The 25,828-nt window shown below is 65.9% G+C and carries 23 protein-coding genes; 15 read left to right on the forward strand and 8 right to left on the reverse strand.

All coding sequences use genetic code 11. From position 1 onward, the window contains the following. Nucleotides 1-4 precede the first annotated feature (4 nt). The 5 genes from RIdsm_RS20905 to hemP form a co-directional block, all read right to left on the reverse strand. Complete coding sequence (locus RIdsm_RS20905) at nucleotides 5-1,078, reverse strand: DUF1513 domain-containing protein (protein WP_057818470.1); 1,074 nt, start codon at nucleotides 1,076-1,078, stop codon at nucleotides 5-7. Between the two features lie 4 nt (nucleotides 1,079-1,082). After that, nucleotides 1,083-2,087: an imelysin family protein gene (locus tag RIdsm_RS20910; RefSeq protein ID WP_057818468.1), complete on the reverse strand. Its 1,005-nt coding sequence runs from the start codon at nucleotides 2,085-2,087 to the stop codon at nucleotides 1,083-1,085. Next, on the reverse strand, nucleotides 2,087-3,628 hold the full coding sequence (locus tag RIdsm_RS20915) for a di-heme oxidoreductase family protein (protein WP_057818466.1): 1,542 nt from the start codon (nucleotides 3,626-3,628) through the stop codon (nucleotides 2,087-2,089). Before RIdsm_RS20915 ends, RIdsm_RS20910 begins: the two co-directional genes overlap by 1 nt. Nucleotides 3,629-3,784: 156 nt before the next feature. Beyond that, on the reverse strand, nucleotides 3,785-5,062 hold the full coding sequence (locus RIdsm_RS20920; protein ID WP_057818464.1) for an imelysin family protein: 1,278 nt from the start codon (nucleotides 5,060-5,062) through the stop codon (nucleotides 3,785-3,787). Nucleotides 5,063-5,085: 23 nt separating this feature from the next. Next, on the reverse strand, nucleotides 5,086-5,283 hold the full coding sequence (gene hemP / locus RIdsm_RS20925) for a hemin uptake protein HemP (protein WP_057818462.1): 198 nt from the start codon (nucleotides 5,281-5,283) through the stop codon (nucleotides 5,086-5,088). Nucleotides 5,284-5,585: 302 nt separating this feature from the next. Here hemP and ugpB point away from each other — a divergent pair, with 302 nt between their 5' ends. The 4 genes from ugpB to ugpC all read left to right on the forward strand — a co-directional run bounded on the left by ugpB (nucleotide 5,586) and on the right by ugpC (nucleotide 9,767). Continuing rightward, nucleotides 5,586-6,896, forward strand: a complete 1,311-nt coding sequence (gene ugpB, locus RIdsm_RS20930; RefSeq protein ID WP_057818460.1) for a sn-glycerol-3-phosphate ABC transporter substrate-binding protein UgpB — start codon at nucleotides 5,586-5,588, stop codon at nucleotides 6,894-6,896. A gap of 78 nt (nucleotides 6,897-6,974) precedes the next feature. Then, nucleotides 6,975-7,859 carry a sn-glycerol-3-phosphate ABC transporter permease UgpA gene (ugpA, locus tag RIdsm_RS20935; RefSeq protein WP_057818458.1) on the forward strand — a complete coding sequence of 295 codons (885 nt, stop codon included), beginning with the start codon at nucleotides 6,975-6,977 and terminating at the stop codon, nucleotides 7,857-7,859. A 1-nt stretch (nucleotide 7,860) separates the two neighbouring features. Beyond that, entirely contained in the window at nucleotides 7,861-8,706 is an 846-nt protein-coding gene (gene ugpE, locus RIdsm_RS20940) for a sn-glycerol-3-phosphate ABC transporter permease UgpE (protein WP_057818456.1), read from the forward strand. A gap of 5 nt (nucleotides 8,707-8,711) precedes the next feature. Continuing rightward, complete coding sequence (gene ugpC / locus RIdsm_RS20945; RefSeq protein WP_057818454.1) at nucleotides 8,712-9,767, forward strand: sn-glycerol-3-phosphate ABC transporter ATP-binding protein UgpC; 1,056 nt, start codon at nucleotides 8,712-8,714, stop codon at nucleotides 9,765-9,767. A 6-nt stretch (nucleotides 9,768-9,773) separates the two neighbouring features. On the opposite strand, the gene RIdsm_RS20950 is transcribed toward ugpC, so the two are convergent. Further along, a complete protein-coding gene (locus tag RIdsm_RS20950) occupies nucleotides 9,774-11,120 on the reverse strand; it encodes a flavin monoamine oxidase family protein (protein WP_057818452.1) in 1,347 nt (448 codons plus the stop codon). Between the two features lie 87 nt (nucleotides 11,121-11,207). Between RIdsm_RS20950 and RIdsm_RS20955 the strand changes: the two genes are divergently transcribed. Next, nucleotides 11,208-11,837 carry a TetR/AcrR family transcriptional regulator gene (locus RIdsm_RS20955; protein WP_057818449.1) on the forward strand — a complete coding sequence of 210 codons (630 nt, stop codon included), beginning with the start codon at nucleotides 11,208-11,210 and terminating at the stop codon, nucleotides 11,835-11,837. A gap of 21 nt (nucleotides 11,838-11,858) precedes the next feature. On the opposite strand, the gene RIdsm_RS20960 is transcribed toward RIdsm_RS20955, so the two are convergent. Then, entirely contained in the window at nucleotides 11,859-12,611 is a 753-nt protein-coding gene (locus tag RIdsm_RS20960) for a cupin domain-containing protein (protein WP_074940248.1), read from the reverse strand. Between the two features lie 33 nt (nucleotides 12,612-12,644). Beyond that, on the reverse strand, nucleotides 12,645-13,274 hold the full coding sequence (locus RIdsm_RS20965; protein ID WP_160325870.1) for a GNAT family N-acetyltransferase: 630 nt from the start codon (nucleotides 13,272-13,274) through the stop codon (nucleotides 12,645-12,647). Nucleotides 13,275-13,639: 365 nt separating this feature from the next. Between RIdsm_RS20965 and RIdsm_RS20970 the strand changes: the two genes are divergently transcribed. The 10 genes from RIdsm_RS20970 to RIdsm_RS21015 all read left to right on the forward strand — a co-directional run bounded on the left by RIdsm_RS20970 (nucleotide 13,640) and on the right by RIdsm_RS21015 (nucleotide 25,827). Further along, a complete protein-coding gene (locus tag RIdsm_RS20970) occupies nucleotides 13,640-14,761 on the forward strand; it encodes an ABC transporter substrate-binding protein (RefSeq protein ID WP_057818444.1) in 1,122 nt (373 codons plus the stop codon). A 130-nt stretch (nucleotides 14,762-14,891) separates the two neighbouring features. Continuing rightward, the gene (locus tag RIdsm_RS20975; protein WP_057818490.1) at nucleotides 14,892-15,833 is read left to right on the forward strand and encodes an ABC transporter permease; all 942 of its coding nucleotides are present in this window, start codon (nucleotides 14,892-14,894) and stop codon (nucleotides 15,831-15,833) included. Then, nucleotides 15,830-16,645, forward strand: coding sequence for an ABC transporter permease (locus tag RIdsm_RS20980; protein ID WP_057818442.1), 816 nt, complete (start codon nucleotides 15,830-15,832; stop codon nucleotides 16,643-16,645). Before RIdsm_RS20975 ends, RIdsm_RS20980 begins: the two co-directional genes overlap by 4 nt. Nucleotides 16,646-16,650: 5 nt before the next feature. Next, a complete protein-coding gene (locus tag RIdsm_RS20985; RefSeq protein WP_057818440.1) occupies nucleotides 16,651-17,745 on the forward strand; it encodes an ABC transporter ATP-binding protein in 1,095 nt (364 codons plus the stop codon). 40 nt (nucleotides 17,746-17,785) lie between these two features. Beyond that, the gene (locus RIdsm_RS20990) at nucleotides 17,786-18,460 is read left to right on the forward strand and encodes a TetR family transcriptional regulator C-terminal domain-containing protein (RefSeq protein WP_057818439.1); all 675 of its coding nucleotides are present in this window, start codon (nucleotides 17,786-17,788) and stop codon (nucleotides 18,458-18,460) included. Nucleotides 18,461-18,463: 3 nt separating this feature from the next. Then, a complete protein-coding gene (locus RIdsm_RS20995; protein ID WP_057818437.1) occupies nucleotides 18,464-20,533 on the forward strand; it encodes an oxidoreductase in 2,070 nt (689 codons plus the stop codon). Continuing rightward, a complete protein-coding gene (locus RIdsm_RS21000) occupies nucleotides 20,530-23,064 on the forward strand; it encodes an oxidoreductase (RefSeq protein ID WP_082647458.1) in 2,535 nt (844 codons plus the stop codon). The genes RIdsm_RS20995 and RIdsm_RS21000 overlap by 4 nt, the downstream gene beginning before the upstream one ends. Beyond that, nucleotides 23,061-23,300 (forward strand): hypothetical protein, encoded by a 240-nt coding sequence (locus RIdsm_RS21005; RefSeq protein WP_057818434.1) that lies wholly within the window; start codon nucleotides 23,061-23,063, stop codon nucleotides 23,298-23,300. Before RIdsm_RS21000 ends, RIdsm_RS21005 begins: the two co-directional genes overlap by 4 nt. Further along, a complete protein-coding gene (locus tag RIdsm_RS21010) occupies nucleotides 23,290-25,257 on the forward strand; it encodes an oxidoreductase (protein WP_057818433.1) in 1,968 nt (655 codons plus the stop codon). The genes RIdsm_RS21005 and RIdsm_RS21010 overlap by 11 nt, the downstream gene beginning before the upstream one ends. Nucleotides 25,258-25,392: 135 nt before the next feature. Continuing rightward, complete coding sequence (locus RIdsm_RS21015; RefSeq protein WP_057818431.1) at nucleotides 25,393-25,827, forward strand: hypothetical protein; 435 nt, start codon at nucleotides 25,393-25,395, stop codon at nucleotides 25,825-25,827. Nucleotide 25,828: the final 1 nt, after the last annotated feature.

Consider the following 25,828-nt stretch of genomic DNA (forward strand, 5'->3'; position numbering starts at 1 on the left):
CTCCTCAGATGATGGGAACCAGGTGGTTGTCCCACGCGCAGTCATGGGTAGCCATGTCATGCGCCGCACCGCTATCCGCCAGAACCTGGCCCTCGCCGGTGGTAAAGACGAACCCGGCCTGCCCCGGCGCCACGCCGCAGATATCGCGCTGATCGAGCCGCCGGCTCACACGCCCATCGGCATCGGTGACAAACGCCATCCCACCGCGCGGGCCCGTCACCGCGATCTCGTCACCGCTGCCCGAAAATGCCACGCTGCCAAGGTAGCCCTGCAACTCGGCCTCCGCGCGGGGCCCGAGCGCGTGGAACTCCAGCTTTTCCCCCATCCGATGCGTCGCCAGCAGCGGCGGCACCTCCGTCATCGTCCCCTGCCACTGGCAGGCAATCGCGACCAGCCCGTCGCCATTCACCGCGATGTGCCGCATCGAATTCTTGTGCCAATCCTCCGGCGGCTCCACCTGGTCCGCCAGCGCGCCATCGAAAGACACGTAGCTCAGGTTCGGCCGCATGAAGGGAATGTTCAGCTTCTGCCGCCCCGCATCCGGGTGCGTCTCGATTCCGCCATTGGCGATCACCAGCGTTCCGCCATCCGGCATCAGCCGCAGCTCGTGCGGCCCGACCCCGCCCGAGGGGATGGCGCCCAGCCGCGCAAAGCCGCCGGCGGCATCCCAGACCCCGATCATCCCGCGACCGTTTTCATAATCGTTCTCGGTGGTGAACAGCACCCCGCCATCCGCCGAGAACACGCCGTGCCCGTAGAAATGCGATCCGTCGGGCGTGTCGAGCCGCCGCACCGTTTCCCCGGTCGCACAGTCGATGACCAGCGCGAAATGCCCCGGCCGCCGGGCGAAGGCCACCGCCAAAGGCCGGCTCGGATGCGCCGCCGCCGCATGGCCTCGCCCCGGCAGGGGGATCTCGAACAGCCGCGCTCCCGCCGCACTCAGCCCGAACAGCGCGAACCCGCCCGAGGGCACCTTCGCCGCCGCCAGGTAGGCCGGGCTGCCCGCATCGGCCCAGCTGGCATAGGGCGCCAACCCCGAGGCCAGCAAACCGGTCAGAAAGCTGCGTCGCGTGGGCATGGCGTCAGTCTCCATCCATCGAGTTGAACCCCGCCGAGACGCCCAGCGCCGGGCCAAGCTCGCCCTGCACGATCTCGCGAATGTCCTGCACATCGGTCCGCAGCGATTCCACGCGGAACCGCCCCATCGGGTCGGCGACCGAGGCGAAAACCGGATCGTCCAGCGCCTCGGCATCCGTCTGGAAAGCCTCCAGCTCCGCCCGAAGCCGGTCCTGCAAGACCGCATTCCCCGACGCCAGCCGCAACGCCAGCCCGCCGGCGCCGCGCACCGCCTCCTGCAACAGCCGCAGGCTCAGACCCGAGCGATACGCCTCGGCCCAGTTCGGGCGCGGCCGCTCGAACGTGCCCAGGGGCCGGCCCAGCCGCATATCCGAGGCGAATTCCAGTCCGGTGCTCGCCGATTTGTAGAGCACCTGCAAAACCTCGTCTTCCGAGCGATACGGGCTGTCGGGCCCCGGCTCCGTCAGCTTCGGCGCAAAGGCGCCCCATGCCTCGGCCAGTTCGCCCGTGGTGCCATGGATGTCCGCCACGATCGTCCGCACCAGCGCACAGCGATACCCCGGCGTCCCGATCGTCGCCAGGTCCTCCTCGTGAAGCAGGTAATCCAGCGCATAGAACCCGCGCGCCGCGATCGACATGTCGGCATAGGCCTCGGCCGACAGCAGATCCTCGTCCCCATCCGCCAGCATCTTTCGGATCGCCTTCGCCGTCCGCCCCCGCGGATCGGGCCAATAGGCCAACGCAAAGGCCCGGTTCTCCGCCTCCGACGGGCCGAAGCGCAGGTGGCTCACCCGCACCCAGGCCGAAAACGCGGCGGCATAGCTTTCGTGCAGCCCCGGATGCGTGCAATCCTGCCCGGAGGCCTGCACCATGTCCGCGGCCCTCTCATCCAGCTCGGCAAACCCGCCCACGATATCCTCGGCCACGATCCCGCGGATCACCTCCGCCCGTTCTTGTGCGGGCGCAGCCAGCGGCACGGCCATCAACAGGGCGGCAAACACATGCTTCATCACAGGCTCTCCAGAAATTCGATCAGCGCGGCGCGATCCTCCGGTGCCATCTCTACCACGGCATCGCGCTGCGCCTGCGCCTCGCCCCCGTGCCACAGGATCGCCTCCAGAAGCGACCGCGCCCGCCCGTCATGCAGGAAATAGGTATGCTCCGACACACGCTCGGTCATCCCCACGCCCCACAGCGGCGCGGTGCGCCATTCCCGGCCCGTCGCGCGGGCTTCGGGCCGGTTGTCGGCCAGCCCCTCGCCCATGTCATGCAGCAACATATCCGTGTAGGGCCAGATCAGCTGAAAGCTCTGCTCCGGCTGATCCTCAAGCCGGTGCGTCACGTAAGCTGGCGTATGGCACGACGTGCACCCCGTGTCGTAAAACACCTCCTTGCCCCGCAGAACCTCTGCCTCCGACACATCCCGCCGCGCCGGCACGGCAAGGTTGCGGCTGTAGAACGTCACCAAGTCCAGCCCCTCGCCATCAATCTCATATACCCGGTCGTCCCCATCGCCATGCGGCCCGGCACGACACGCGGCTTGCGCCGCGGTGCATTCGCCCCAGGGGTCGGGAAACAGCGGGTTGGAAATCCCGATATCCCCGGCAAAGGCCGAGGCGGTCTGGTGCTTCACCGTCGGTGCCCCGGCCTTGTGCCCGAACCGGCCCAGCATCGGCATGTCGTATTCCAGCGACCAGATGATGTTCGGCCGCCCCGATATCCCGTCGCCATCTACATCGCCCGGGTCGGCCTTGGCCATGATATCCGCCGCCGGAATCGCCTCGAGCAGGCCCAGCCCGATCATCTGCGGCGCCACCCGCGGGCTCAGCATCGCGTCAGGGTGCAGCGGACCATACCCAAGGTCCGCCGCCTCGTATGTGGGCACCCGCAGGCTGGCCACCTCACCGCCCGACAACGCCACCTCCCGCTCCTCATAGCCCACATCCAGCCGATACTCGGCCTTGTGCCCCGGCAGGCTGAAATCCTGCAATTGCGCACCATAGGTCGGCTCGGGCGAGGTCGATATGTAATCCTCGATCTCGGCCATCGCCTGCTCCTCGCCCCCCGGCACCGAGACGCGCAGGAACATCGACACCGCCGTATCCTCTGGCCCCTCCGGTGGGTGCCCGCGCCCATCCTTCAGATGGCACCGTTGACACGATCGGGCATTGTACAAAGGCCCCAGCCCATCCGACGCCAGCGTCGAGGACGGTGACGAGACCCACAGCTTGCGGAAAAGCCCGTTGCCCACCTTGAAATCAAGCTCATCGGCAAAGGGCATGTTGCCCGAGGGCTGGGAAAACGCGTCGGCATTGTTGCGCGGCCGCACCGTGGCGGCCCCGGCCGACATCTCCTCGAAGGCCTGCGCGGCGGAAAAATCCTCCGGCGCCGCCAGCACCTTTCCAATTCTCTCCTTCTCGGCCTCGGTGCGCGGCACGATCCGCAGATGCGGCTCGTCCAGCACGCCGGCATGGGCACCGAACCCGCCGGCGGAAAGACCAAGCACAAGCCCGGCGCCGGCCAGCGAACGAAGGATCGAGGAATGTCTCATTGGTGTCTGTCCCGGGTCTCAGGTGATGTCGCGCGGGGTCTGCTGCAAAGCGATACGAGCTTTTTTGTCGGGTATCAAATCCCGAAGCGGTTTCAAAATGCCGCAGCCCCGGGCGCGAACCCGGGGCTGCCAAGGTAACCGCCCGATAACAGGGCCTTACTGGAAAACCGCCCCGGGATTGTCGAGGCTATCCGACCCCTCGAACTCGATCCCGTCGAGCCCCAGCGCCGAAACCACCCGCTCGATCGAGCGGGTCTGGTCGACCAGCGCATCGACGCCGCCCATCACCAGCGCCTCGCCCTTGTCGTTGCCGGCCTCGAGCATCTGGTCGTAGGTAAACCCGGCCTCGGCCGCCGTCTTGATCTGCCCCAGCTCCCGCATCGTCGCCGAAAGCTTGCCCTGCATCTCGGCATCGAGCGCCTCGTCGATCTCGGCCACCATGTCCGACAGCGACGCGCCACTCACCACCGTGCCATCGGTGCGCACATACTCGCCCAGGTAAACGTTCTGAATGCCCAGCCCGTCATAGTAATGGCTGTTATGGGTGTTGTCCGAGAAGCAGTCATGCTCCTCCTCGGGATCGTTCAGCATCAGGCCAAGCCGCATCCGCTCGCCCGCCTGCTCGCCATAGGACAGCGAGCCCATGCCGGTCAGGATCGCCGACAAACCGGCATTCTCGTCTTCCATAAGCGCCGTGCGGGCCTCGCCGCCCTCCTGCCATTGCGCGGTGATCCATTCGAGGTCGGACACCAGCAAGTCGGTCGCCGCCGTCAGGTACTCGGCCCGCCGGTCGCAATTGCCGTTGGTGCAGTCCTCACCTTGCGCATAATCCGTCCACGGCCGGTTGCCCGCGCCCGGCTCGTGCCCGTTCAGGTCCTGCCCCCACAGAAGGAACTCGATGGCGTGATAGCCCGTCGCCACGTTCGCCTCGATCCCGTCGGCCTCGTGCAGGGTGCCTTCCAGCAGCTCCGGCGTGATCTCGGATGCGTCGACCTCCTCCCCCGACAGGGTGAAGCTCTCGTTCGCCACCACGTTCAACGCCGCCAGCTCGTTGGCATCCGACGGCCCGCCATAGGCCGCATCGACATAATCGATGAGCCCCTCGTCGAGCGGCCAGGCATTCACCTTGCCCTCCCAGTCATCCACGACTGCATTGCCGAACCGGTACACCTCGGTCTGCTGATAGGGCACGCGCGCCGCCAGCCAGGCCTCCTTTGCCGCGCTCAAAGCCTCGGCCGAGGGGTCGGACACAAGCGCATCGACCGCCGATTGCAGCCGCTTGGCTGTGGTCAGGCTGTCCTCGTACTTGGCCGCGGCAATGTCGGCATATGTGGTCAGGACATCCGCCTTGGCCGTGTCGGCCGCGGCAAGACCGGCCTGGCCGAGCGCGAGGCCAAGAGCAAGGGCGCTGGTGCTGAGCTTGGGGTGGGTCATGGGAACTGTCTCCTCTGATGGGGTCACTTGGTCAGGATCAGCTTGCCCGCGCGGGTGATGCGCAGGGTATAGATCTGGTCCTGGTGGCAGATGAACGCGAGCTTCCCGTCCTGGGTAAGGTCATTCGCGAAATAGGCCGGGGTTTCGGTCTCGGACACGTCTCCGGCCCCTTGCGGAACCGCCCGCGCATCCTTCGGCAGGCCGGGAAATACAACTGACATGGGCCGCTCCGGCTGGTGGGTCTTGATCGCTGACACGCACCCGTGTGTCCGGCTACGCCGGCAACGGGTCGCATGTGGCATGGCTGATCCGGAATCACCGGACTGGCTGGCGCGAAGAACTTGAGTTGTTTTGTCAGAATTGTCAAACGCGCTCCGACACCCCTGCCGGCCACCGCACCGGACCGGGCGGTTATGTTATAAAACCTTCATTTGAGAGTTCCCGGGCCGCGTGCTTGTTTGTCGCCACATCAAGCCGGGCATCCGCGCGGCATCCCAACATTAGACTTCTTCGGAGACCGACGATGAAATCCCATACTTCCATCGCCGCCCTTGCCGCGTCGCTGGCCTTTGCCGCTTCGCCCGTGCTGGCGCAGACCGAAATCAATTTCTGGCACGCCATGGGCGGCGCCCTCGGCGAAAAGGTTGAAGAGATCGCCACCGATTTCAACGAGATGCAGGACGAGTTCAAAGTCGTGCCCACCTACAAGGGCAACTACACCGAGAACATGACCGCCGCGATCGCCGCCTTCCGCGCGGGCGAGCAGCCACATATCGTGCAGGTCTTCGAAGTGGGCACCGCCACCATGATGGCCGCCCAGGGCGCCGTGAAGCCGGTTTACGGGGTGATGGGCAACGCCGACATCGACTGGGATGCCGACGCCTACCTGCCGGCCGTGAAATCCTACTACACCACCCCCGAAGGCCAGCTTCTGTCGCTGCCCTTCAACTCCTCCACCCCGGTGATGTGGTACAACAAGGACATGCTCGACGCCGCCGGTGTCGAAGAGGTCCCCCAGACCTGGGACGACATGTTCGCCGCCGCCGAAAAGCTGAAAGCAAACGGCGCCGACTGCGCCTTCTCCTTCGGCTGGCAATCGTGGGTCATGCTGGAAAACTACCTCGCCTGGCATGACGAGCCCATCGGCACCCAGCAGAACGGCTTCGCCGGTCTCGACACCGAGTTCGTCTTCAACGAAAGCACCGACCTGACCGAGCTGCTTCAGCGTATCGCCGACAGCCAAGCCGACGGCATGTTCAAATACGGCGGCCGCCGCGGCGACTCCCTCCCGCTCTTCACCACGGGCGAATGTGCCATGTGGATGAACTCCTCGGCCTACTATGCCGGTATCTCCGAACAGGCCGAGTTCGAGTTTGGCCAGGCCATGCTGCCCGTCAACACCGCGGTCCGCGACGAAGCCCAGAACTCGATCATCGGCGGCGCCACCCTCTGGGTACTCGAAGGCCATGACGACGCCGAATACCAGGGCGTTGCCGAGTTCTTCAACTACATGTCGACCCCCGAAGTACAGGCCGACTGGCACCAGTCCTCGGGCTACGTGCCGATTACCACCGCAGCCTACGAGCTGTCGAAGGAACAGGGCTTCTACGACGAGAACCCCGGCACCGACACCGCGATCAAGCAACTCTCGCTGAACGAGCCCACCGAGAACTCTCGCGGCATCCGCTTCGGCAACTTCGTCCAGATCCGCGACATCATCAACGAAGAGCTCGAAGCCCTCTGGGCCGGAGACCAGACTGCCAACGAGGCGCTCGACAATGCCGCCGACCGTGGCAACGACCTGCTTCGCGAGTTCCAGGACACCAACAGCTGATCCTGACGAAACGCCAACCAGAAAGCGGCCCGGCGCGCCCGGGCCGCTTTCCGCACGATCAACGACCGGAGCCCCGCATTGCGCGCCAAGAGAGTCACCTTCCGGCACCGCTGGCTGCCCTACGCGCTGATTGCGCCGCAGATCCTCATCACAATCGTCTTTTTCCTCTGGCCCGCCAGCCAGGCGATCTACCAGTCGCTCCTGCGGCAGGACGCCTTCGGCCTGCGGACCGAATTCGTCGGCCTGAAGAACTTCGCCCGCCTCTTCGCCGACCCGCTCTACCTCGACAGTTTCATCACCACGATCCTCTTCAGCACGCTGGTCACCGCCCTGTCGATGCTGACCGCACTGATCCTCGCCGTCATGGCCGACCGCGTTTTGCGCGGCTCGCTCACCTACCGCACCCTGCTCATCTGGCCCTACGCCGTGGCCCCCGCCGTGGCGGGCGTGCTGTGGTGGTTCCTCTTCAACCCCACCATCGGCATCATCGCCTACGCGCTCGACGGGCTGGGCTATGACTGGAACCATTACGTCAGCGGCTCCGACGCCATGGCCCTCATCGTCATCGCCGCCGCGTGGCGGCAGGTCAGCTACAACTTCCTCTTCTTCCTCGCCGGGCTTCAGGCCATCCCCCGCTCGCTCACCGAAGCGGCGGCCATCGACGGCGCGGGCCCGGTGAAACGCTTCCTCACGATCCAGCTTCCGCTCCTGTCGCCCACGGTCTTCTTCCTGCTGGTCGTGAACCTCGTCTACGCATTCTTCGAAACCTTCGGCGTCGTCCACGCCACCACCAGCGGCGGCCCGGGCAACGCCACCAACATCCTTGTCTACAAGGTCTGGCGCGACGCCTTCGAAGGACTCAACCTCGGCTCCTCGGCCGCGCAATCGGTGGTGCTGATGGTGATCGTCATCGCCCTCACGGCGATCCAGTTCCGCTATATCGAACGCCGGGTGGAATACTGAGATGGTCGAAAACCGCCCCGTCCTCAACATCGTCCAGCACGGGCTGCTGATCCTCGGCGCCGCGCTCTTCGTCTTCCCGATCTACGTCGCCTTCATTGCCTCCACCCACACCGCACGCGAGGTCGGCAGCGGCATTCCCCTCCTGCCGGGCGGCGAGTTCTTCGCCAACTACGCCCAGGTGCTCGGCGAAGGGCTCTCCTCCGCCGGGGCGCCACCGATCGGCCTCATGCTCTTTAACTCCGCCGTCATGGCCATCGCCATCACGGCCGGAAAGATTGCCATCTCGCTGCTGTCGTCCTTCGCCATCGTCTATTTCCGCTTCCCCTTCCGCGTGCTGGCCTTCTGGACGATCTTCATCACCCTCATGCTGCCGGTCGAGGTGCGCATCCTGCCCACGTATGAGGTCGTGGCCCAGCTCGGCATGCTGAACTCCTATGCCGGCCTCTCCATCCCCCTCATCGCCTCGGCCACCGCCACCTTCCTCTTCCGGCAGTTCTTCATGACCGTCCCCGACGAGCTGACCGAGGCCGCCCGCGTCGACGGTGCCGGGCCGATGAAATTCTTCCGCGACATCCTCATCCCGCTCTCCCGCACCAACCTCGCCGCCCTGTCGGTCATCCTCTTCATCTATGGCTGGAACCAGTATCTCTGGCCGCTCCTCGTGACCACGGATGAAAGCTATTACACCGTCGTCATGGGCATCCAGCGCATGGCCAACGCGGGCGAGGAACAACCGCTCTGGAACCTCATCATGGCCACCGCGATCCTCGCAATGCTGCCGCCCGTGGCGGTCATCATCGGGATGCAACGCCTCTTCGTGCGCGGCCTCGTCGAAACTGAGAAGTAAGAACCATGTCAGACATCGCCATCGAACACGTCCGCAAGGTCTATCCCGGTGGGGTCGAGGTCATCCCCGACCTCTCCCTCTCCATCGCGGCGGGCGAGCTTTGCGTGCTGGTCGGCCCCTCGGGCTGCGGCAAGTCCACGCTTCTGCGCATGGTCGCGGGGCTGGAAACCGTCACCGGAGGAGACATCAGCATCGGTGGCCGCCGCGTGAACGATCTCGAACCGGTCGAGCGTGATATCTCGATGGTCTTCCAGAACTACGCGCTCTACCCGCACATGACGGTCTACGACAACATGGCCTACGGCCTGCGCAACCGGGGCGAGCCGAAGGACAGGATCAACGCGGCCGTCCACGAGGCCGCGAAAACCCTCGGCCTCTCGGACTTCCTCGACCGCAAGCCACGCCAGCTCTCCGGCGGCCAGCGACAGCGCGTCGCCATGGGCCGCGCCATCGTCCGCGACCCCACCGCCTTCCTCTTCGACGAACCGCTCTCGAACCTCGACGCCAAGCTGCGCGTGAAAACGCGCGTGGAAATCCGCGCCCTGCAACAGCGCCTCGGCACCACGTCGATCTACGTCACCCACGATCAGCTCGAGGCGATGACCCTCGCCGACAAGCTCGTCATCATGAACGCCGGTCAGATCGAACAGGCCGGTCCGCCGCTCGAAATCTACGAGAACCCCGCCTCCGTTTTCGTCGCGGGCTTCATCGGCTCGCCGCCGATGAACTTCCTGCCCGGCACCGTCACCGGCGACGGCATCACCCTCGAAACCGGTCACACCATCTCTCCAGACCGCCCCGCCGTCGGGCCTCTCACCGTCGGCATCCGCCCCGAACACCTGACCCCCGGCAGCAGTGGCCCGCTGACCCTTCAGGTGCAGGTCGTCGAGCGCCTCGGCGCCACGGCCAATGTGCATGGCGTGCTGGAAGGGACGCAAACCGAGCTGGTGGCCAGCATCACCGGCACCGAATTTCCGCAGCCGGGCGAGGTCATGCCGCTCAGCCCCACCCCGGGCGCGCTTCGCTATTTCTCACCCGAAACCGGCCAGCGCCTCGCCTGACCCACGTCAGCCCGCCACCGCCAACGCCACGGCCCGTGCCGTATCGCGCCCCGACAGGTCGGCCCCCCCGACCGTCGCCCACAGATCCCCGTGGCACGCCTCGCCAGCCAGGAACACCCGCTCCCCCACCGGCCGCCGCAACACCTCTCGCATCGGGTAGCCCCCCGGCGCGGCCGAGGCATAGCAGCCCCGGAACAGCGGGTCCGCCGTCCAGGCAGTCGCTGTCGCCTTCACGAAATGCCGGTCCACGTCACCGCCCAGCATCCCCCGCAGCTTGCCCATCACGAAATCGACCGCCGCTTCCTCCCCGGCCTCTTCCAGCTCCCGCGCGAACGACCCGCCCACATCGCAATAGGCCAACCCCGTTCCGCTCGCATTGGTCAGCGCTCCGAAGGCCTCGCCATCCTCACCGACATGATGCAGAAGATACCCATCCTCCCCCATGCCAAAGATATCCTCGGAAAGCTGCACCGCGATGTGATTGTAATCCCCCATCGGGATGGCGTGGATCGCCTCCTGCGTCTCCACCGGCAGCGCCGGCTCGAACACGATCCCCTCAGCGGCCAGCACGCCCGTCGAGACCGTCACGATCACCGCCTTCGCCCGGACCGTCCCGCGCGGCGTCTCCACCTCGACGCCCTGGCCACCCCAACGAATACGCGTCGCCGGCGTCTCCAGCGCGACGGTCAACCCAGCCGCATGTTCTGCCACCAAAGTCCCGTACCCTTCGGCGCAATACCAATCCACGCTATCCGCCGAGTTCCACCAATCGGCACAGGAGAAGTCCTTCAAGTCCTTGCCCATCTCCCAAGGCCCGATCCCGAACCACGCCGTCTGCGCCCACTCATCTCCTGACGGAGACACCGACGCCGCCGACACATCCTCGCCTGCCTTCCCGGCCTCGGTAATGGCGCCGTAAACCTCGTCCCAAACCTCCCAAAGCCGCCCGGCCTCGGCCTCCGAAACCTCGGCCCCGTCCCGAAAAATCCGGTACGCCTCCGTCGCCTTGTAAAACCGATGCCCGCTCGCCTTGGCGCGGTTGAAATACGGGTTCCGCTCCTGGTTCTGCACCCAATGCGCCCCGTGGTCGAACGGCACGCCAAAGGTCTCGCTCTCGGTAAAGGCTCGCCCGCCGACGCGCGAGCCCGCCTCGATCAGCACATGACGCACCCCCTCGCCGGCCAGCGCATGCGCCGCCGATATCCCGGCGGCGCCGGCTCCGACGATCACCACGTCCGTATCCGAGGACAAATCACTCGCCGCCCGCGCCAGTCCCGGCGCCAGCGCCGCCGCGCCGCACAGGGTAAGGAACCTCCGGCGGTCAAAACCTTCGCCCTTTCCGCGTGACGTCATGGCCTTCCCCTCCTATGATTCCTCTACGGTGTAGAATTCATCAATACTCTACACCGTAGAGTTTGTCAAAAGACCGGAGGTCACCCCATGGCGAAACGCGAGCGGCTGACGCGGGAAAAGATCATCGAGGCGGCCATGGCCATGCTCGACCGCGAGGGCGAAAAGGGCTTCAGCATGCGCAAGCTGGCGGCCGACCTGGGCGTCGACCCGATGGCGATCTACCACCACCATTCCAGCCGCAGCACCCTGATCCACGAGGTGCTGCAATCCCTGATGGCCGAGGTCGACATCCCCGATCCCTCGGGCGACTGGCAGGCCGACATCCGCGCCCTCTGCACCGCCCTGCGCGCCTTGGCCAAACGCCACCCGGGCACCTTCCGCATCTACGAGCTCTACGAAGATTGGGTGCCCGCCGAACACCGCCTGCACGAGGCCTTCCACGCCACCCTGCTGAACGCCGGCTTCCCCGGCCCCACGGCCGTGCGCGGGGTCCGCGTGCTGCTGGCCTATACCGAGGCCTTCGCCGTCGACGAGATCACCGGCTGGCTCGACACGTTCGACGAAAGCGACCGGGCCGAGTTCATCGACAGCCTCTCCTCCGGCGACTTCCCGGCCATGTCCGGCCTCATCGATGAGATCGGCCGCGTCGACCCCGACGCCGAATTCGACTTCGGGCTGCGCGTACTGATCCGCGGGCTGGAAGGCGAGCTGGCCTGAGGCCGCCAGCCCACAGCCGGTTCACATATCCACGATCGCGTAATACTTCCTCAGCGGCACATCGCACTTCCAGCTGCACACCGTTCCCTTCGGAATGAACAGCACCTCGCCCGGCCCGAACCGGTGCTCCGTGCCCTCCTCGTCGGTGATCACCACCTCACCTTCGAGGATCTGGCAGAACTCGTGCACCGAGAACGGCGCCTTCTCCGTCTCGAACGGCGTCGTTTCCCACATGCCCACGGTCATCGTGCCCGCATCGTTGGTGAACGCCAGCGCATCCCGCTGCTCGCCCCCGCCGATATTCTCCGCCTCCGGTTCCAGCTTCGCCTCGAGCGCCATCGGGTCCATCACCACGACCCCGCCCTTGGCGCTGTCGATATCCGGCACCGGCTTCTTCTCGTCATGCAACAACAGGAAGAACTTCTTCAGGAACGGCGCCTCCTGTGTCCAGCTTACCGGAATTCCGTTGCGCACCGCGAAAGACTGACCCGTTTCCACCGGCACCGCCTCGCCATCGCCATCCACCATGTCGAGCCGACCTTCCAGCAGGTACATGAACTCGTCACCCGGGTAAGGCCCCGGCTTCTCGGTCATGCCCGTCGTCGTCCACACGCCCACCGTCAGTCCGATGCTCTCATCGGCGAAATACGCATGGATCGACTGTTCCGGCACGTCCGAGCCCGGCGCGAACCCGCTCGGGTCCACCTCCATCGGCTCAAGCCCCTCCCCTACCGGGCCCGCCGGTTCCAGCCGCATCACTCCAGTCTTTGTCATATCTCGTACTCTCCTTGTTGCCGCCCGAAACCATCAACAGGCCCGGCGCTGTGTCTCCCACTCGGCCCGCGTGACCGAGAACCCGAGGCAATCGCAGGCATAGGCCCGCCGCATGCCTTGATGCCGCATCCCGCATTTCGTCAGTACATGCTGCGAGGCCACGTTACCCGGGTCTGTTGTGGCCTTCACCTCATCCAAGGTGGTCTTCTCGAAAGCAAACTCCAGCACGCGATTGCAGGCCTCCGTCGCAAACCCCTGCCCCCAGGCCTCCGGCACCAGCATGTAGCCCACCTCGATCTCGGCGTCCGGATACCGCTCCGGCACCACCAGCGACCAGTCGGTGTCATCCACCTCCACCGGCAGCGGCAACAGGATCGACGACCCGATCTTCTCGCCCGTATCCTTGCGCGTCACGGTCCAGATCCCGATCCGCCCGCCGGCGCCCCGCCGGGTGATCACCGGCATCTCCTCGGCAAGCTCCTCTTCCGGGAAGACATCGCAGACATAGCGCACCACCTCGGGGTCGGTGAAAAGCCGGATCGACAGCGCCAGATCGGCGGCATCGTCGGCCAGCGGCCGCAAGATCAGGCGCGGCGTCTCAAGCACCAGCTCGGCCCGAGAAAGCGGTACGATATCGTACGCAGGCCCGTCCGAGTCACCCACCCCGACGGCCCCGGCCCAAGGCAGGCACCACCTGGCCCGTCCGCGTGAAACAATCTTTCCAGGCCGATGTGAGGCAAATTAACCCACTGAAATCCCTTGATTTTATCATCCGCTCCCTGCCTGCCCAATCATTGTGCACCCACGCGCCACGCCGCGCCGATACCCGAATATTGTATTGACTCGCAGCGCAAAGCAACTCATCCATTGAATGAGTATTCAATTGGTTTTGGCCCGAAACGGCCGCTGCCAAGGGGGTGCCACTACAATAAAAAACGCCCATCCGCGCGGCCAATCGCGCGATAGGGACAGACAACAAAATCCAGACGACGGCCGCCAACAGGCCGACAAAAACAGGGAGATCACCAATGGATGTCTTGGACCAACTCGGTTCCATGCGCGAAGGCAAGATGAGCCGCCGCGCGTTCACGAAATCACTTCTCGCCGCCGGCGTCGCGGTCACGGCCGTGCCGATGGGCGGCCGCCGCGCGATGGCCGCGCCGGAAGATCAGGCGACCTACTTCACCTGGGGCGGCTACGACATTCCCGAGCTCTTCGGCGAATACCAGGAGAAGCACGGCGAACTACCCAACTTCTCGATCTTCGGCGGCTCGGAAGAAGCACTGACGAAGATGCGCGGCGGCTTCGTCGTCGACGTCTCGCACCCCTGCAACCAGGCCCTGCCGCGCTGGGTGGCCAGCGACCTGTTCCAGCCGGTTGAGACCTCCAAGCTCGAGCACTGGGGCGACGTGATGCCCGCGCTGGTGGACCTGCCCGGCAACGATGCCGAGAACGGCAATGTCTGGATGGTGCCCTTCGACTGGGGCCAGACCTCCATCACCTACCGCGCCGACCTCGTCGACGTGGAAGAAGAGAGCTGGGACATGCTCTGGAACGAAGAATACAAGGGCAAGCTGGGCAGCCTCGCCGCCGGGGCCGATGCCTGGTGGGTCGGCGCGATCAAGGCCGGCATCCCGTTCGAAGAGCTCGATACCCCGGAAGCCTTCGAGAAGATTGCCGCGGTCATGCGTGAACAGCGTCCGCTGATCCGCACCTACACCGACGACACCACCACGCTGGAACAGGCGCTGGCCTCGGGCGAACTTGTCGCCGCGATGACATGGAATAGCTCGGCCGCCCTGCTGAAATCCGAAGGCGTCGACGTGAAATTCGCCGATCCCAAGGAAGGCGCGCTGACCTGGGTCTGCGGCCTGATGATGCACAAGGACGCGCCGAAACCCGACCGCGCCTATGATGTCATCGACTCGCTGCTCAGCGTCGAGACCGGCAAGTTCATGATCGGCGACTACGGCTACGGCCACTCGAACATCAAGTCCTTCGACTCTTTCAGTGAGGAAGAACTGTCCGAGCTGGGCCTCAGCAAGACGCCGGCCGACATCCTGCAGGCGGGTCACTTCCAGATCCCGCAGTCGCAGGAATGGGAAACCAAGATGAACGCCATGTTCGAAGAGATCAAAGCCGGCTTCTGAGCCGTCCTGATCGGGGTTCGCGCCGCTCCGGTGGCGCGGACCATCTTCGACAGCCGCGCCGGTCAGCCGATATCGGCTGGTCCGGGTCCCCATGCCCGACGGGCGCGCCAACAAGGCGGATCCATTCCCCATGAGCGAGCAATCCCTGAACGCTACGACACCCGACCCCGAGTCTAAGGGGCCCGCGTCCCGCGCGGGCTGGTTCGAGCGCCTGATCTACAAGTCGGAAGCGGCGCGCGGCTTCGGCCTCCTGGCCCCCACGCTGATCTTCATGCTGACGGTCATCCTGGTGCCCTTCGCCATCCTGATCGTCATGAGTTTGTGGAGCGCGGTCGGCTTCGACTTCGACACCACGCTTACCCTCAAGAATTACCAGCAGGTCTTCGAACGCCCGATCTACATGGCGCTGCTCGGCCGGTCCATCTACATGTCCGCCATCGCCACGATCGCCACGGTACTCCTGTGCTACCCGATGGCCTACTACGTCGCCTTCCACGTTCATCGCAACAAGATGATGTGGATCGTGCTGATGACCCTGCCCTTCTGGACTAGTTACCTCCTCCGGGTCTTCGCATGGAAAGTGGTTCTGGGCTACGAAGGCGTCATCAACTCGGCCCTCATGAGCGTCGGGATCATCAGCGAACCGCTCGAATTCCTGCTCTACAGCCAGGAGGCCGTGATCATCACGCTCGCCCATGCTTGGGCCGCTTTCGCCATCCTGCCCATCTACGTCTCGCTGGAAAAGATCGACCGCTCGCTTCTCGAAGCGGCGACCGATCTGGGCGACGGCCCGGCGATGCGCTTCTTCCGCATCACCCTGCCGCTCTCGCTGCCCGGCGTGATCGCCGCCAGCCTTCTCATCTTCATCCCCACGACGGGCGACTACATCACGCCGGCGCTGCTCGGCGGGCCTGACGGGGCGATGATCGGCAACCTCATCCAGAAGATGTTCGGCCCGATCAACAACTGGCCGATGGGCGCGACGCTTTCGATCGTTCTGATGATCACCATCACGCTGATCTGCCTGCTCTACATCCTGATCATGTTGCTGGTGCGGAGGAAAATCTCATGAGCACCGACTCCTATATCCGCAAGAAAAGCCGGCCCCTGCAGGTCTACGCGATCATCTTCATCATCGTGCTCTACGTGCCGGTGCTCTTCATCCCGCTCTTCAGCTTCAACGACTCGATCTACGTGCGCTTCCCGCTCGAAGGGTTTACGCTGAAATGGTATGTCGAGCTGTTCCACCGTGAACCGGTGTGGAATTCCCTGATGAACAGCGTCAAGGTCGGGCTTGCCGTCTCGGTCATCTCCACCGCCTTCGGCGTCTTCGCGGCCAAGGCCATCGCCCGCTACCGCTTCCCCGGGCGCGGGCCGCTGGTCGGCTTCATCATGCTGCCGCTGGTGGTACCGCTCATCATCTTCGGCGTGGCCCTTCTGGTGCTGCTCAGCCGCCTCGGTATCCCGCTCTCGCTCTGGACAGTGGGCCTCGGCCACCTGATCGTCTGCATGCCCTTCTCGATCGCCACCCTTCTCCCCCGGTTCGAAGGCTTCGACCCGGCGCTGGAAGAGGCCTCGGCCGATCTGGGCGAAAACGCGCTCTGGACCTTCTGGCGTGTCACCCTGCCGATGATCTTCCCTGGCGTCATCGCCAGCCTCATGCTGACCTTCACCGTCTCCTTCGACGAGTTCATCCTGGCCTTCTTCCTGAACGGCACGCAGCCAACGCTCCCCCTCTACATCTGGGGCCAGCTGCGCTTCCCGCAGGAATTCCCCTCGGTGCTGGCGCTGTCCTCCTTCGTCATCGCCGCCTCCTTCGTGATCGTGTTCATCGGTCTCTGGATCAACCGCAGCGCCCATGCCGGCGCAGTCAAGGTAGAGTAACCCCCATGACGGATGCCTTCATCTCGATACAGAATGTCGACAAGTTCTTCGGCAAGTTCCAGGCGATCGACAACGTCTCGATCGACATCGGCCACGGCGAGTTCTTCTCGCTTCTCGGCTCCTCCGGCTGCGGCAAGACCACGCTGCTGCGCATGCTGGCGGGCTTCGAAAACCCCTCCTCGGGCGAGATCTACATCGACGGCCAGCCCATGTCGGAAGTCCCGCCGCACTACCGCCCGGTCAACATGGTGTTCCAGAACTACGCCATCTTCCCCCACCTCAACGTGCGCGACAACATCGCCTACGGGCTGCGGCGGCAGAAGTTGAACAAGGCCAAGAAGAACGAAATGGTCGACGAGATGCTCGAGCTCATCAAGCTGCCCGAGTACGGCGACCGCCGCGCCAACGAGTTGTCCGGTGGCCAGCGCCAGCGTATCGCTCTCGCGCGGTCGCTGATCCTGCGGCCCAAGGTGCTGCTGCTCGACGAACCGCTCGGCGCCCTCGACAAGCAGCTGCGCGAGCAGATGCAGCTCGAACTGCGCCAGCTTCAGCGCACCGTCGGCATCACCTTCGTCTTCGTCACCCACGACCAGGAAGAGGCCCTCACCCTCTCCGACCGCATCGCGGTGATGGCGCACGGCCGGGTGTTGCAGCTGGACACGCCGACCGGCCTCTACGAACGCCCCGGCTCGCGCGACGTGGCCTCCTTCATCGGCACGATGAACTTCTTCGACGGCAAGGTCTCGAAGGTCGAGGGCACCAAGGTCTCGGTCGAGGCACAGGGCCTCGGCCAGATCCACGGCGAGCGCGGCGAACGCGCCTTCGCCGAGGGCGACCGCATCCAGGTCGCCATCCGCCCCGAAAAGCTCGAACTGACCGAGGAACAGCCCAACGGGGGCACCGCCACCGTCAAGGGCACGCTCCGGCACTCCGCCTACCTGGGCGAGCGCAGCCATTTCTTCGTCGAACTCGACGGTCTGGAAAAGCCCGTCGCCGTCTCGGCCCAGAACAAGCTCGATGCCATCTCGGTCACCGACGATTCCCGCCCGGTCTGGCTCAGCTGGGAGCCGGAATCCCTCGTGCTGCTGGGCGCCGAGTAAGGCCCATGGCGGTGTCCTTCGGCATAACCAGGGGCCTGTCATGGCGGATGTGAACGGCCGCACGACCAAGCCGGCAAAGCCGACCGGCCGCACCGCCTCGCGCGAGGTGCGCCGCCAGCAGCTGATCGAGGCGACGATCGAGTCGATCGCCAAGCACGGCATCTCCGGCACCACCATGACCACGGTGACCGGGTTTGCCGGCCTGTCGCTCGGCATCGTCAACTTCCACTTCCAGAACAAGCAGAATCTTTTCGAGGAAACCCTGCGCCACCTCGCCGACGAACACCGCGACCAGTGGCACAAATCCGTCCACAAGGCCGAACTCACGCCGGTGTCCAAGCTCCTTGCCATCGTCGACGCCAATTTCCACCCGCGCGTCTGCAACCGGAAGAACCTCTCCGTCTGGTACAGCTTCTTCGGCGAGGCGCCCTATCGCCACGTCTACCGCAAGATCATGGACGAGATCGACGCCGAGCGCCTCGACACCTCGCGCGAGCTTTTCGAACAGATCATCGACGATGGCGATTACGGCGCCATCGACGCCGCCGACGTCGCCAACACGATGGAGGCGCTTTACGACGGCTACTCCATCAACATCCTGATATACCCCGAGAAATTCGCCCGGCTCGACGCCAAGACCCGGATCCGCGAATTCCTCGCCAATACATTCCCCCGGCATTTCGACCCGCCGGGCGCACAGGCCTGCAGCAACTGAATCATGACCCGAGATCCCCGCTACGACATCCTCTTCGAGCCGGTGAAGATCGGTCCGGTGACCGCCCGGAACCGCTTCTACCAGGTCCCCCATTGCAACGGCATGGGCCGAACCTTCCCGTCCTCCATGACGGAAATGCGCCGCGTCAAGGCCGAGGGCGGCTGGGCCGTCGTCTGCACCGAGGAGGTGGAAATCCACCCCTCCGCCGATCACACCCCCTGGGCCGGCGGCCGCCTCTGGGAAGACCGTGACATCCCGCTTTTCGCCCGCATGTGCGACGGCATCCACGAATTCGGCAGCCTCGCCGGGATCGAGCTCAACCACGGCGGCGTGATGACCTCGAATCGCTACAGCCGCATGGCGCCGATGGGCCCATCGCACCACCCCGTCGCCCTGCCCGACCCGCTTCAGGCCCGCGCGATGGACCTCTCCGACATCCGCGACCTGCGCCGCTGGCACCGCGACGCCGCCCTGCGCGCGAAGAAGGCCGGCGCCGACATCGTCTATGTCTACGCGGGCCACCAGCTTTCGACCATTTCCCACTTCCTCTCGCCCTACCGCAATCGCCGCTCCGACGAATATGGCGGCTCGCTGGAAAACCGCGCCCGCCTCCTCCGCGAGGTGCTGGCCGACACCAAGGATGCCGTGGGCGACACCTGCGCCGTCGCCCTGCGCTTCGCCGTCGATGAACTCATGGGCGACGAGGGCATGACCTGCGACGGCGAAGGCCGCGACCTCGTCGAGATGCTCGCCGAAGAGCCCGACCTCTGGGACGTCAACATTTCCGACTGGGATCACGACAGCGCCCCCTCCCGCTTCAAGGAGCAAGGCTTTCAGGACGACTATGTCGCCTTCGTCAAACAGGTCACCACCAAACCCGTCGTCGGCGTCGGCCGCTACACCTCGCCCGACGCGATGGTCTCGCTCGTCAAGGGCGGCAAGCTCGACTTCATCGGCGCCGCCCGCCCCTCGATCGCCGATCCCTTCCTGCCGAAAAAGATCGAAGACGGCCGCATCGAGGACATCCGCGAATGCATCGGCTGCAACATCTGCATCTCGGGCGACATGGGCTTCGCGCCCATGCGCTGCACCCAGAACCCGACAATGGGCGAGGAATGGCGCAAGGGCTGGCACCCCGACCGCATCGCCCCCAAACGCACCGAAGACTCCGTCCTCATCATCGGCGCCGGCCCCGCCGGCCTTGAAGCCGCCCGCGCGCTCGGCGAACGCGGCCACGAGGTCACCCTCGCCGACGCCCGCTCCGAGGCCGGCGGCCGCCTCATCGGCGAACGCCGCCTGCCCGGCCTCTCCGAATGGGGCCGCGTGGTCGATTACCGCACCTACCAGATCAGCCAGATGGCCAACGTGAACCTCTACCTCGAAAGCGAGCTCACCGCCGAGACCGCCACCGAATTCGGCGCCGACCGGATCGTGCTCGCCACTGGTTCCCGCTGGACAGCCGACGGCATCGGCCGCACCAACCCCCGCGGCATCTCCATCGGCGACTGCGCCACCGTCCTCACCCCCAACGATATTATGGACGGGACCGAGCCCACCGGTCCCGTCGTCATCTTCGACGACGACAATTTCTACATGGGCGGCCTGATGGCCGAGAAACTCCGCGCCGACGGCCATGACGTCACCTTCGTCACCGCCGCCCCCGAGGTGGCAGGCTGGTCTCACAACACGCTCGAACAGCACACCGTGCAAAAGCGCCTGCTGGAAATGGGCGTCACCCTCGTCCTCACCCACAATATCGCGGCCCTGCGCAAAGACGAGGCCGACCTCGCCTGCGCCTACACCGGCACGACCCGCACCATCCCCTGCGGCACCGCCGTCTTCGTCACCATGCGCCTGCCCGTCGACACCCTCTACCACGACCTCACCGCCCAGGGCGCCTCGAACGTCACCCTCATCGGCGACGCCCACGCCCCCGGCATCATCGCCGCGGCCGTCTATTCGGGCCACAAATACGCCCGGGAACTCGGCGAGCAGGACGACCGCGCCATCCCCTTCCTTCGGGAACTCACCGAACTCGCCCCCCTCCCCGAACACCGAAAGGCAGCGGAATGACCCGCGACCCGCGTTACGACATCCTTTTCGAGCCGGTGAAAATCGGCCCCGTCACCGCCAAGAACCGCTTCTACCAGGTGCCCCACTGCACCGGCATGGGCCACATGCGCCCGCGGATGCTGGCCGCCATGCGCGGGGTCAAGGCCGAGGGCGGCTGGGGCGTGGTCTGTACCGAGTACAACTCCATCCACCCCACCTCCGACGACCTGCCCCACCCCTCCGCCGCGCTCTGGGACGACAGCGATATCCGCGCCCACACCCTGATGACCGACGCGGTCCACGAACACGGCGCACTGGCCGGGGCCGAGCTCTGGTATGGCGGCGCCCGCACCGCCAACCTGATGACCCGCGAGGTTTCGATGGACATCGCCTCGATGCCCAACCTCGCCGGCCACCCCTACCAGACCCGCGCGATGGACAAGCAGGATATCCGCAACCTCCGCCTCTGGCACCGCAACGCCGCGCTCCGCGCCCGCGACGCTGGCTTCGACATCGTCTATGTCTACGCCACCCACACCTACCTGCTTTCCAACTTCCTCCACCCCCGCATCAACACCCGCACCGACGAATACGGCGGATCGCTGGAAAACCGCGTGCGGCTGGTGCGCGAACTGATCGAGGAAACCAAGGAAGCCGTGGGCGACCGTTGCGCCGTCGCCGTCCGCTTCTCGGCCGACGAGGAAATCGGTGAAGACGGCGTGCCCATCCACGGCGAACGCCGCGACATGCTGGCCCTGCTCGCCGACCTGCCCGACCTGTGGGACATCAACATCGCCAACTACTTCGTGGAAATGGGCGTCTCCCGCTACACGCAGGAAGCGGCGCTCGAACCCTACATGTCCTTCGTGAAAGAGGTGACCTCGAAACCCGTCGTCACCGTCGGCCGCTTCACCTCCCCCGACACGATGGTCAGCCAGGTCAAGCGCGGCATCACCGATTTCATCGGCGCCGCCCGCCCCTCCATTGCCGACCCGTTCCTGCCCTCGAAAATCGAGTCCGGCGCGCTCGAAACCATCCGCGAATGCATCGGCTGCAACATCTGCTATTCCGGCGACAGCCTCAGCGTGCCGATCCGCTGCACTCAGAACCCCGCCATGGGCGAGGAATGGCGCCGCGGCTGGCACCCCGAAAAGATCGCCCCCAAGGGCTCCGACAGCTCCGTCCTCGTCGTCGGCGCCGGGCCCGCCGGACTGGAAGCCGCCCGCGCCCTCGGTCAGCGCGGCTACAACGTCATGCTGGCCGAGGCCAGCCGCGATCTCGGCGGCCGCGCCACGAAGGAGGCCGCCCTGCCGGGCATGAGCCCCTATGCCCGCGTCCGCGACTACCGCGAACAGGCCCTGCAAAACATGCCCAATGTCGAGATCTTCCGCGAAAGCGCCATGACCGCCGACACCATTCGCGAGGTCGGCGCCGATCACGTCGTTCTCGCCACCGGCGCCACATGGCGCCGCGACCGGTTCGACGGCGAAGTCTTCAAGCCCGTCGCCGGTCAGGAAATCCAGCTCCTCACCCCCGACAACATCATGGCGGGCCAAATCCCCGAAGGCCCCGTCCTCGTCTACGACGAAGACAACTACTACATGGGCGGCCTCCTCGCCGAGTTCCTCCGCGCCAAGGGCCTCGACGTCACCCTCGCCACCCCCTCCGAGGTCGTCTCCGAATGGGCCGGCAAGACCACCGAACGCTGGTCCGTCCGCACCCGCCTCATGCAACAGGGCGTCGCAATCGAAACCGCCCAGAACCTCGACAGCTACGACGGCACCGACGCCACCCTCAAATGCATCTTCACCGGCGCCGAGAAACGCCTTTCCTTCGGCTCCGTCGTCATGGTCACCCAGCGCGAACCCAACGACACGCTCTACCACGACCTCCTCGCCTCCGCCGGCGGTGACGCCTCGGTACTGCCCTTCACCCTCAAACGCATCGGCGATTGCGAGGCCCCCGCCATCATCGCCGCCGCCGTCTATGCCGGCCACCGCTACGCCCGCGAACTGGACCTGCCCGAAGAGACCAGCCGCCTTACCCGCCACGACCGTATCGACGTCGGCGCCACGACCCCCGCACCCGATGCCGCCTATCTCGACAGGCTCAAGCAGTATTACGAGGAAGAGATCGAAGGCGAAGCCTACTTCGCCCGCATCGCCGACCGCCTCGCCACCCCCGACCAGGCCGACAAGATGCGCCTGATGGGCGAGGTGGAAACCTTCGCCGCCGCCGCGGTCCGGCCCCTGCTGGACAAATACGGCCTCACCCCGCGCGCCACCACCGACCTGCACGCCACAGGCCGCGATCAGGCCGATGCCGAGCCCGATGACTGGGACACCCTGATTGCCGGCATGCGCGAAAGCTTTCCGGCCTACATCGCCGATTTCAAGGGGCTCGAGGCCATGGCCCCGCCCGAGGATCTGCCCGCGCTCAGAACCCTCACCGACCATGAATTCGCCGCCATCGCCTTCCTCGAAAGCGAGGCCGCGCAAACCGGCGACACCACCGAACCGCTTCGCCGCTATCTCGACACGGGAACCGCATGAAACACGTCCTGCTCGCCCTCCTCCTCGCCACCCCCGCGCTCGCCAACGGCACCAGCGAAGAGACGGACGCCGCGACAACCAACATCTACGGCGAACCACAGGCCCAGTCCGAAGGCGTGCCGCGCGAATGCGACGTCTGCACCGCCCGCCACAAAAGCCTGCAACGCCTCCAGCAAAAGCGCCTCTCCCTTCCCGGTGATCCCGATGACGAGGCCGACACCGACAATGACGGCTAACCCCTCGCTCCCGACGCTCTTTTCTCCCCTACGCGTCGGCCCCGCTTTCCTGAAAAACCGCATCTTCTCCACCGGCCACATGACGGTGATGCTGGAAGACGGCGTGCCCTCGGCCCGCATGGCCGCCTATCACGGCGCCCGCGCCGAAGGCGGCGCCGGTCTCATCATCGTCGAGGCCGCCCGCGCCCACCCCTCCGGCACCTCAGGCCGCGCCGCCATCACCGCCTATGACGATGCCTGCATCCCCGGCTACGAGCGCATCATCGCTGCCTGCCGCCCCCACGGCTGCAAGGTCTTCGGCCAGCTCACCCACCCGGGCCGCGAGATGGGCGCGCTCGCCGACGGCACCCAGCCCGTGGCCTACGCCCCCTCCGCCGTGCCGAACGAACGCTTCCACGTCATGCCCCGCGCCATGCCCGTGGCCCTCATTGCCGAACTCGTGGAAGGGTTCGAAGCCGCCGCCGGCCGGCTCGCCAAAGCCGGCCTCGACGGCATCGAGGTGCTGGCCTCCCACGGCTACCTCCTCGGCCAGTTCCTCAACCCCCGTACCAACATCCGGCAAGACGCCTATGGCGGCTCCCCCGAAAACCGCCTCCGCCTCGTCCGCGAGGTCCTCGCCGCCGTCCGCCGCGGCGCGGGCGACGGCCTTGCCATCGGCCTGCGCATCTCGGGCGAGGAGAAAGACCATGACGGCCTCGAACAACCCGAGGTCCTCGCCATCGCCGAGGCCCTCGCCGCCGACGGCGTCCTCGACTACCTCAACGTCACCGCCGGCACCTCCGCCGGGCTGGCGGGCTCCACCCACATCGTGCCGCCCATGCATTACGAGACGGCCTACACCGCCCCCCTCGCCGCCGCCATCCGCGCCCGTGTCTCGCTGCCCGTCTTCGTCGCCGGCCGCATCAACCAGCCCCAGATCGCCGAAGAGGTCCTGTCCTCCGGCCAGGCCGACATGTGCGGCATGACCCGCGCCATGATCGCCGACCCGCAAATGCCCCTGAAGGCGCAGGAAAACCGCCTCGACGACATCCGCGCCTGCATCGCCTGCAACCAGGCCTGCATCGGCCACATGCTGAACGGCCAGCCCATCTCCTGCATCCAGCACCCCGAAACCGGCCGCGAACTCACCTACGGCACCCTCACCAAAGCGACCAACCCCAAACGCGTCCTCGTCATCGGCGGCGGCCCCGCCGGCCTCAAGGCCGCCGCCATCGCCGCCGCCCGCGGCCACAACGTCACCTTGCACGAGGCGACCGGCACCCTCGGCGGCCAGGTCAACCTCGCGCAAATCCTCCCCGGCCGCGCCGAATTCGGCGGCGCCACCACCAACCTCACCCGCGAAGCCGAAACCGCCGGCGTCGAGATCTGCCTCAACAGCCCCGCCGACCTGTCGCTGATCGAGCAATCCGCCCCCGACGCCGTCATCTGCGCCACCGGCGCCATGCCCTACACCCCCGACATCCCCGGCGCCGACGAGGCCCATATCGTCACCGCATGGGAGGTCCTGCAGGACAAGGTGAACATCGGCGGCCGCGTCGTCATCGCCGACTGGAAAGGCGACTGGATCGGCCTCGGCCTCGCCGAACGCCTCGCCCGCAACGGCTGCCACGTCCGCCTCGCCGTCAACGGCACCATGGCGGGCCAGTCCATCCCCCAATACGCCCGCGACGCATGGCTCGGCACCCTCCACCGCCTCGGCGTCGAGATCCACCCCTACCTCCGCCTCTACGGCGCGGATAGTGAAGACGCCTATTTCCAGCATGTCCTAAGCGGCGAACCGGTGATGCTCGACGGCGTCGACACCCTCGTCACCTCCCTCGGCCACCAGCCTGTCACCACGCTTCCTGACCAGCTTGCCCAATGGCCCGGCGAGCTGCACCTGATCGGCGATTGCCTCACCCCCCGCACCGTCGAAGAGGCCGTGCTCGAAGGGCTCAAGGCCGGCACCGCCCTCTGACCGCATAACCCGACTATTTCGATTAGGTATTGCGCGGCAGGGCGTTTTGTGGTGAATCCCATTGATAATCGCCAAGCCGGGACATACCCAAGCCAGGCCGAAATCCGTCTGTAAAACCATGTCCCGGAGCCCCGCATGACGCGCCACGCCATCCGCCTCTTCGCCCTTGCCACCTGTCTGCTCGCGGCCCCCGCCGCCATGGCCCAGGACACCGACATCGGCGAAAACGTCATGGTCGAACTCAATACCGTCAAGACCGGCGACAACGCCTGCGCGCTGACCTTCCTGGTCATCAACGGCCACGCCAAACCGATCGAGAAGGCGGTTTACGAAACGGTCCTCTTCAACGCCGAGGGCCAGGTCGACCGTCTCACCCTCTTCGATTTCGGCACCCTGCCGCCCGGCCGGCCCCGGGTGCGGCAATTCTCGGTGCCGGGCCTGACCTGCGACAACCTCAGCCGCGTGCTGATCAACGGCGCCCATGCCTGCACCGCCCCCGAGCTTGACGACACCGCCTGCTCCACAGGCCTCGAAGTCAACAGCCGCACCGAAATCGAGGTGATCGGATGAC

Origin of the sequence: Roseovarius indicus (assembly GCF_008728195.1) — a bacterium.
Lineage (GTDB): Bacteria > Pseudomonadota > Alphaproteobacteria > Rhodobacterales > Rhodobacteraceae > Roseovarius > Roseovarius indicus.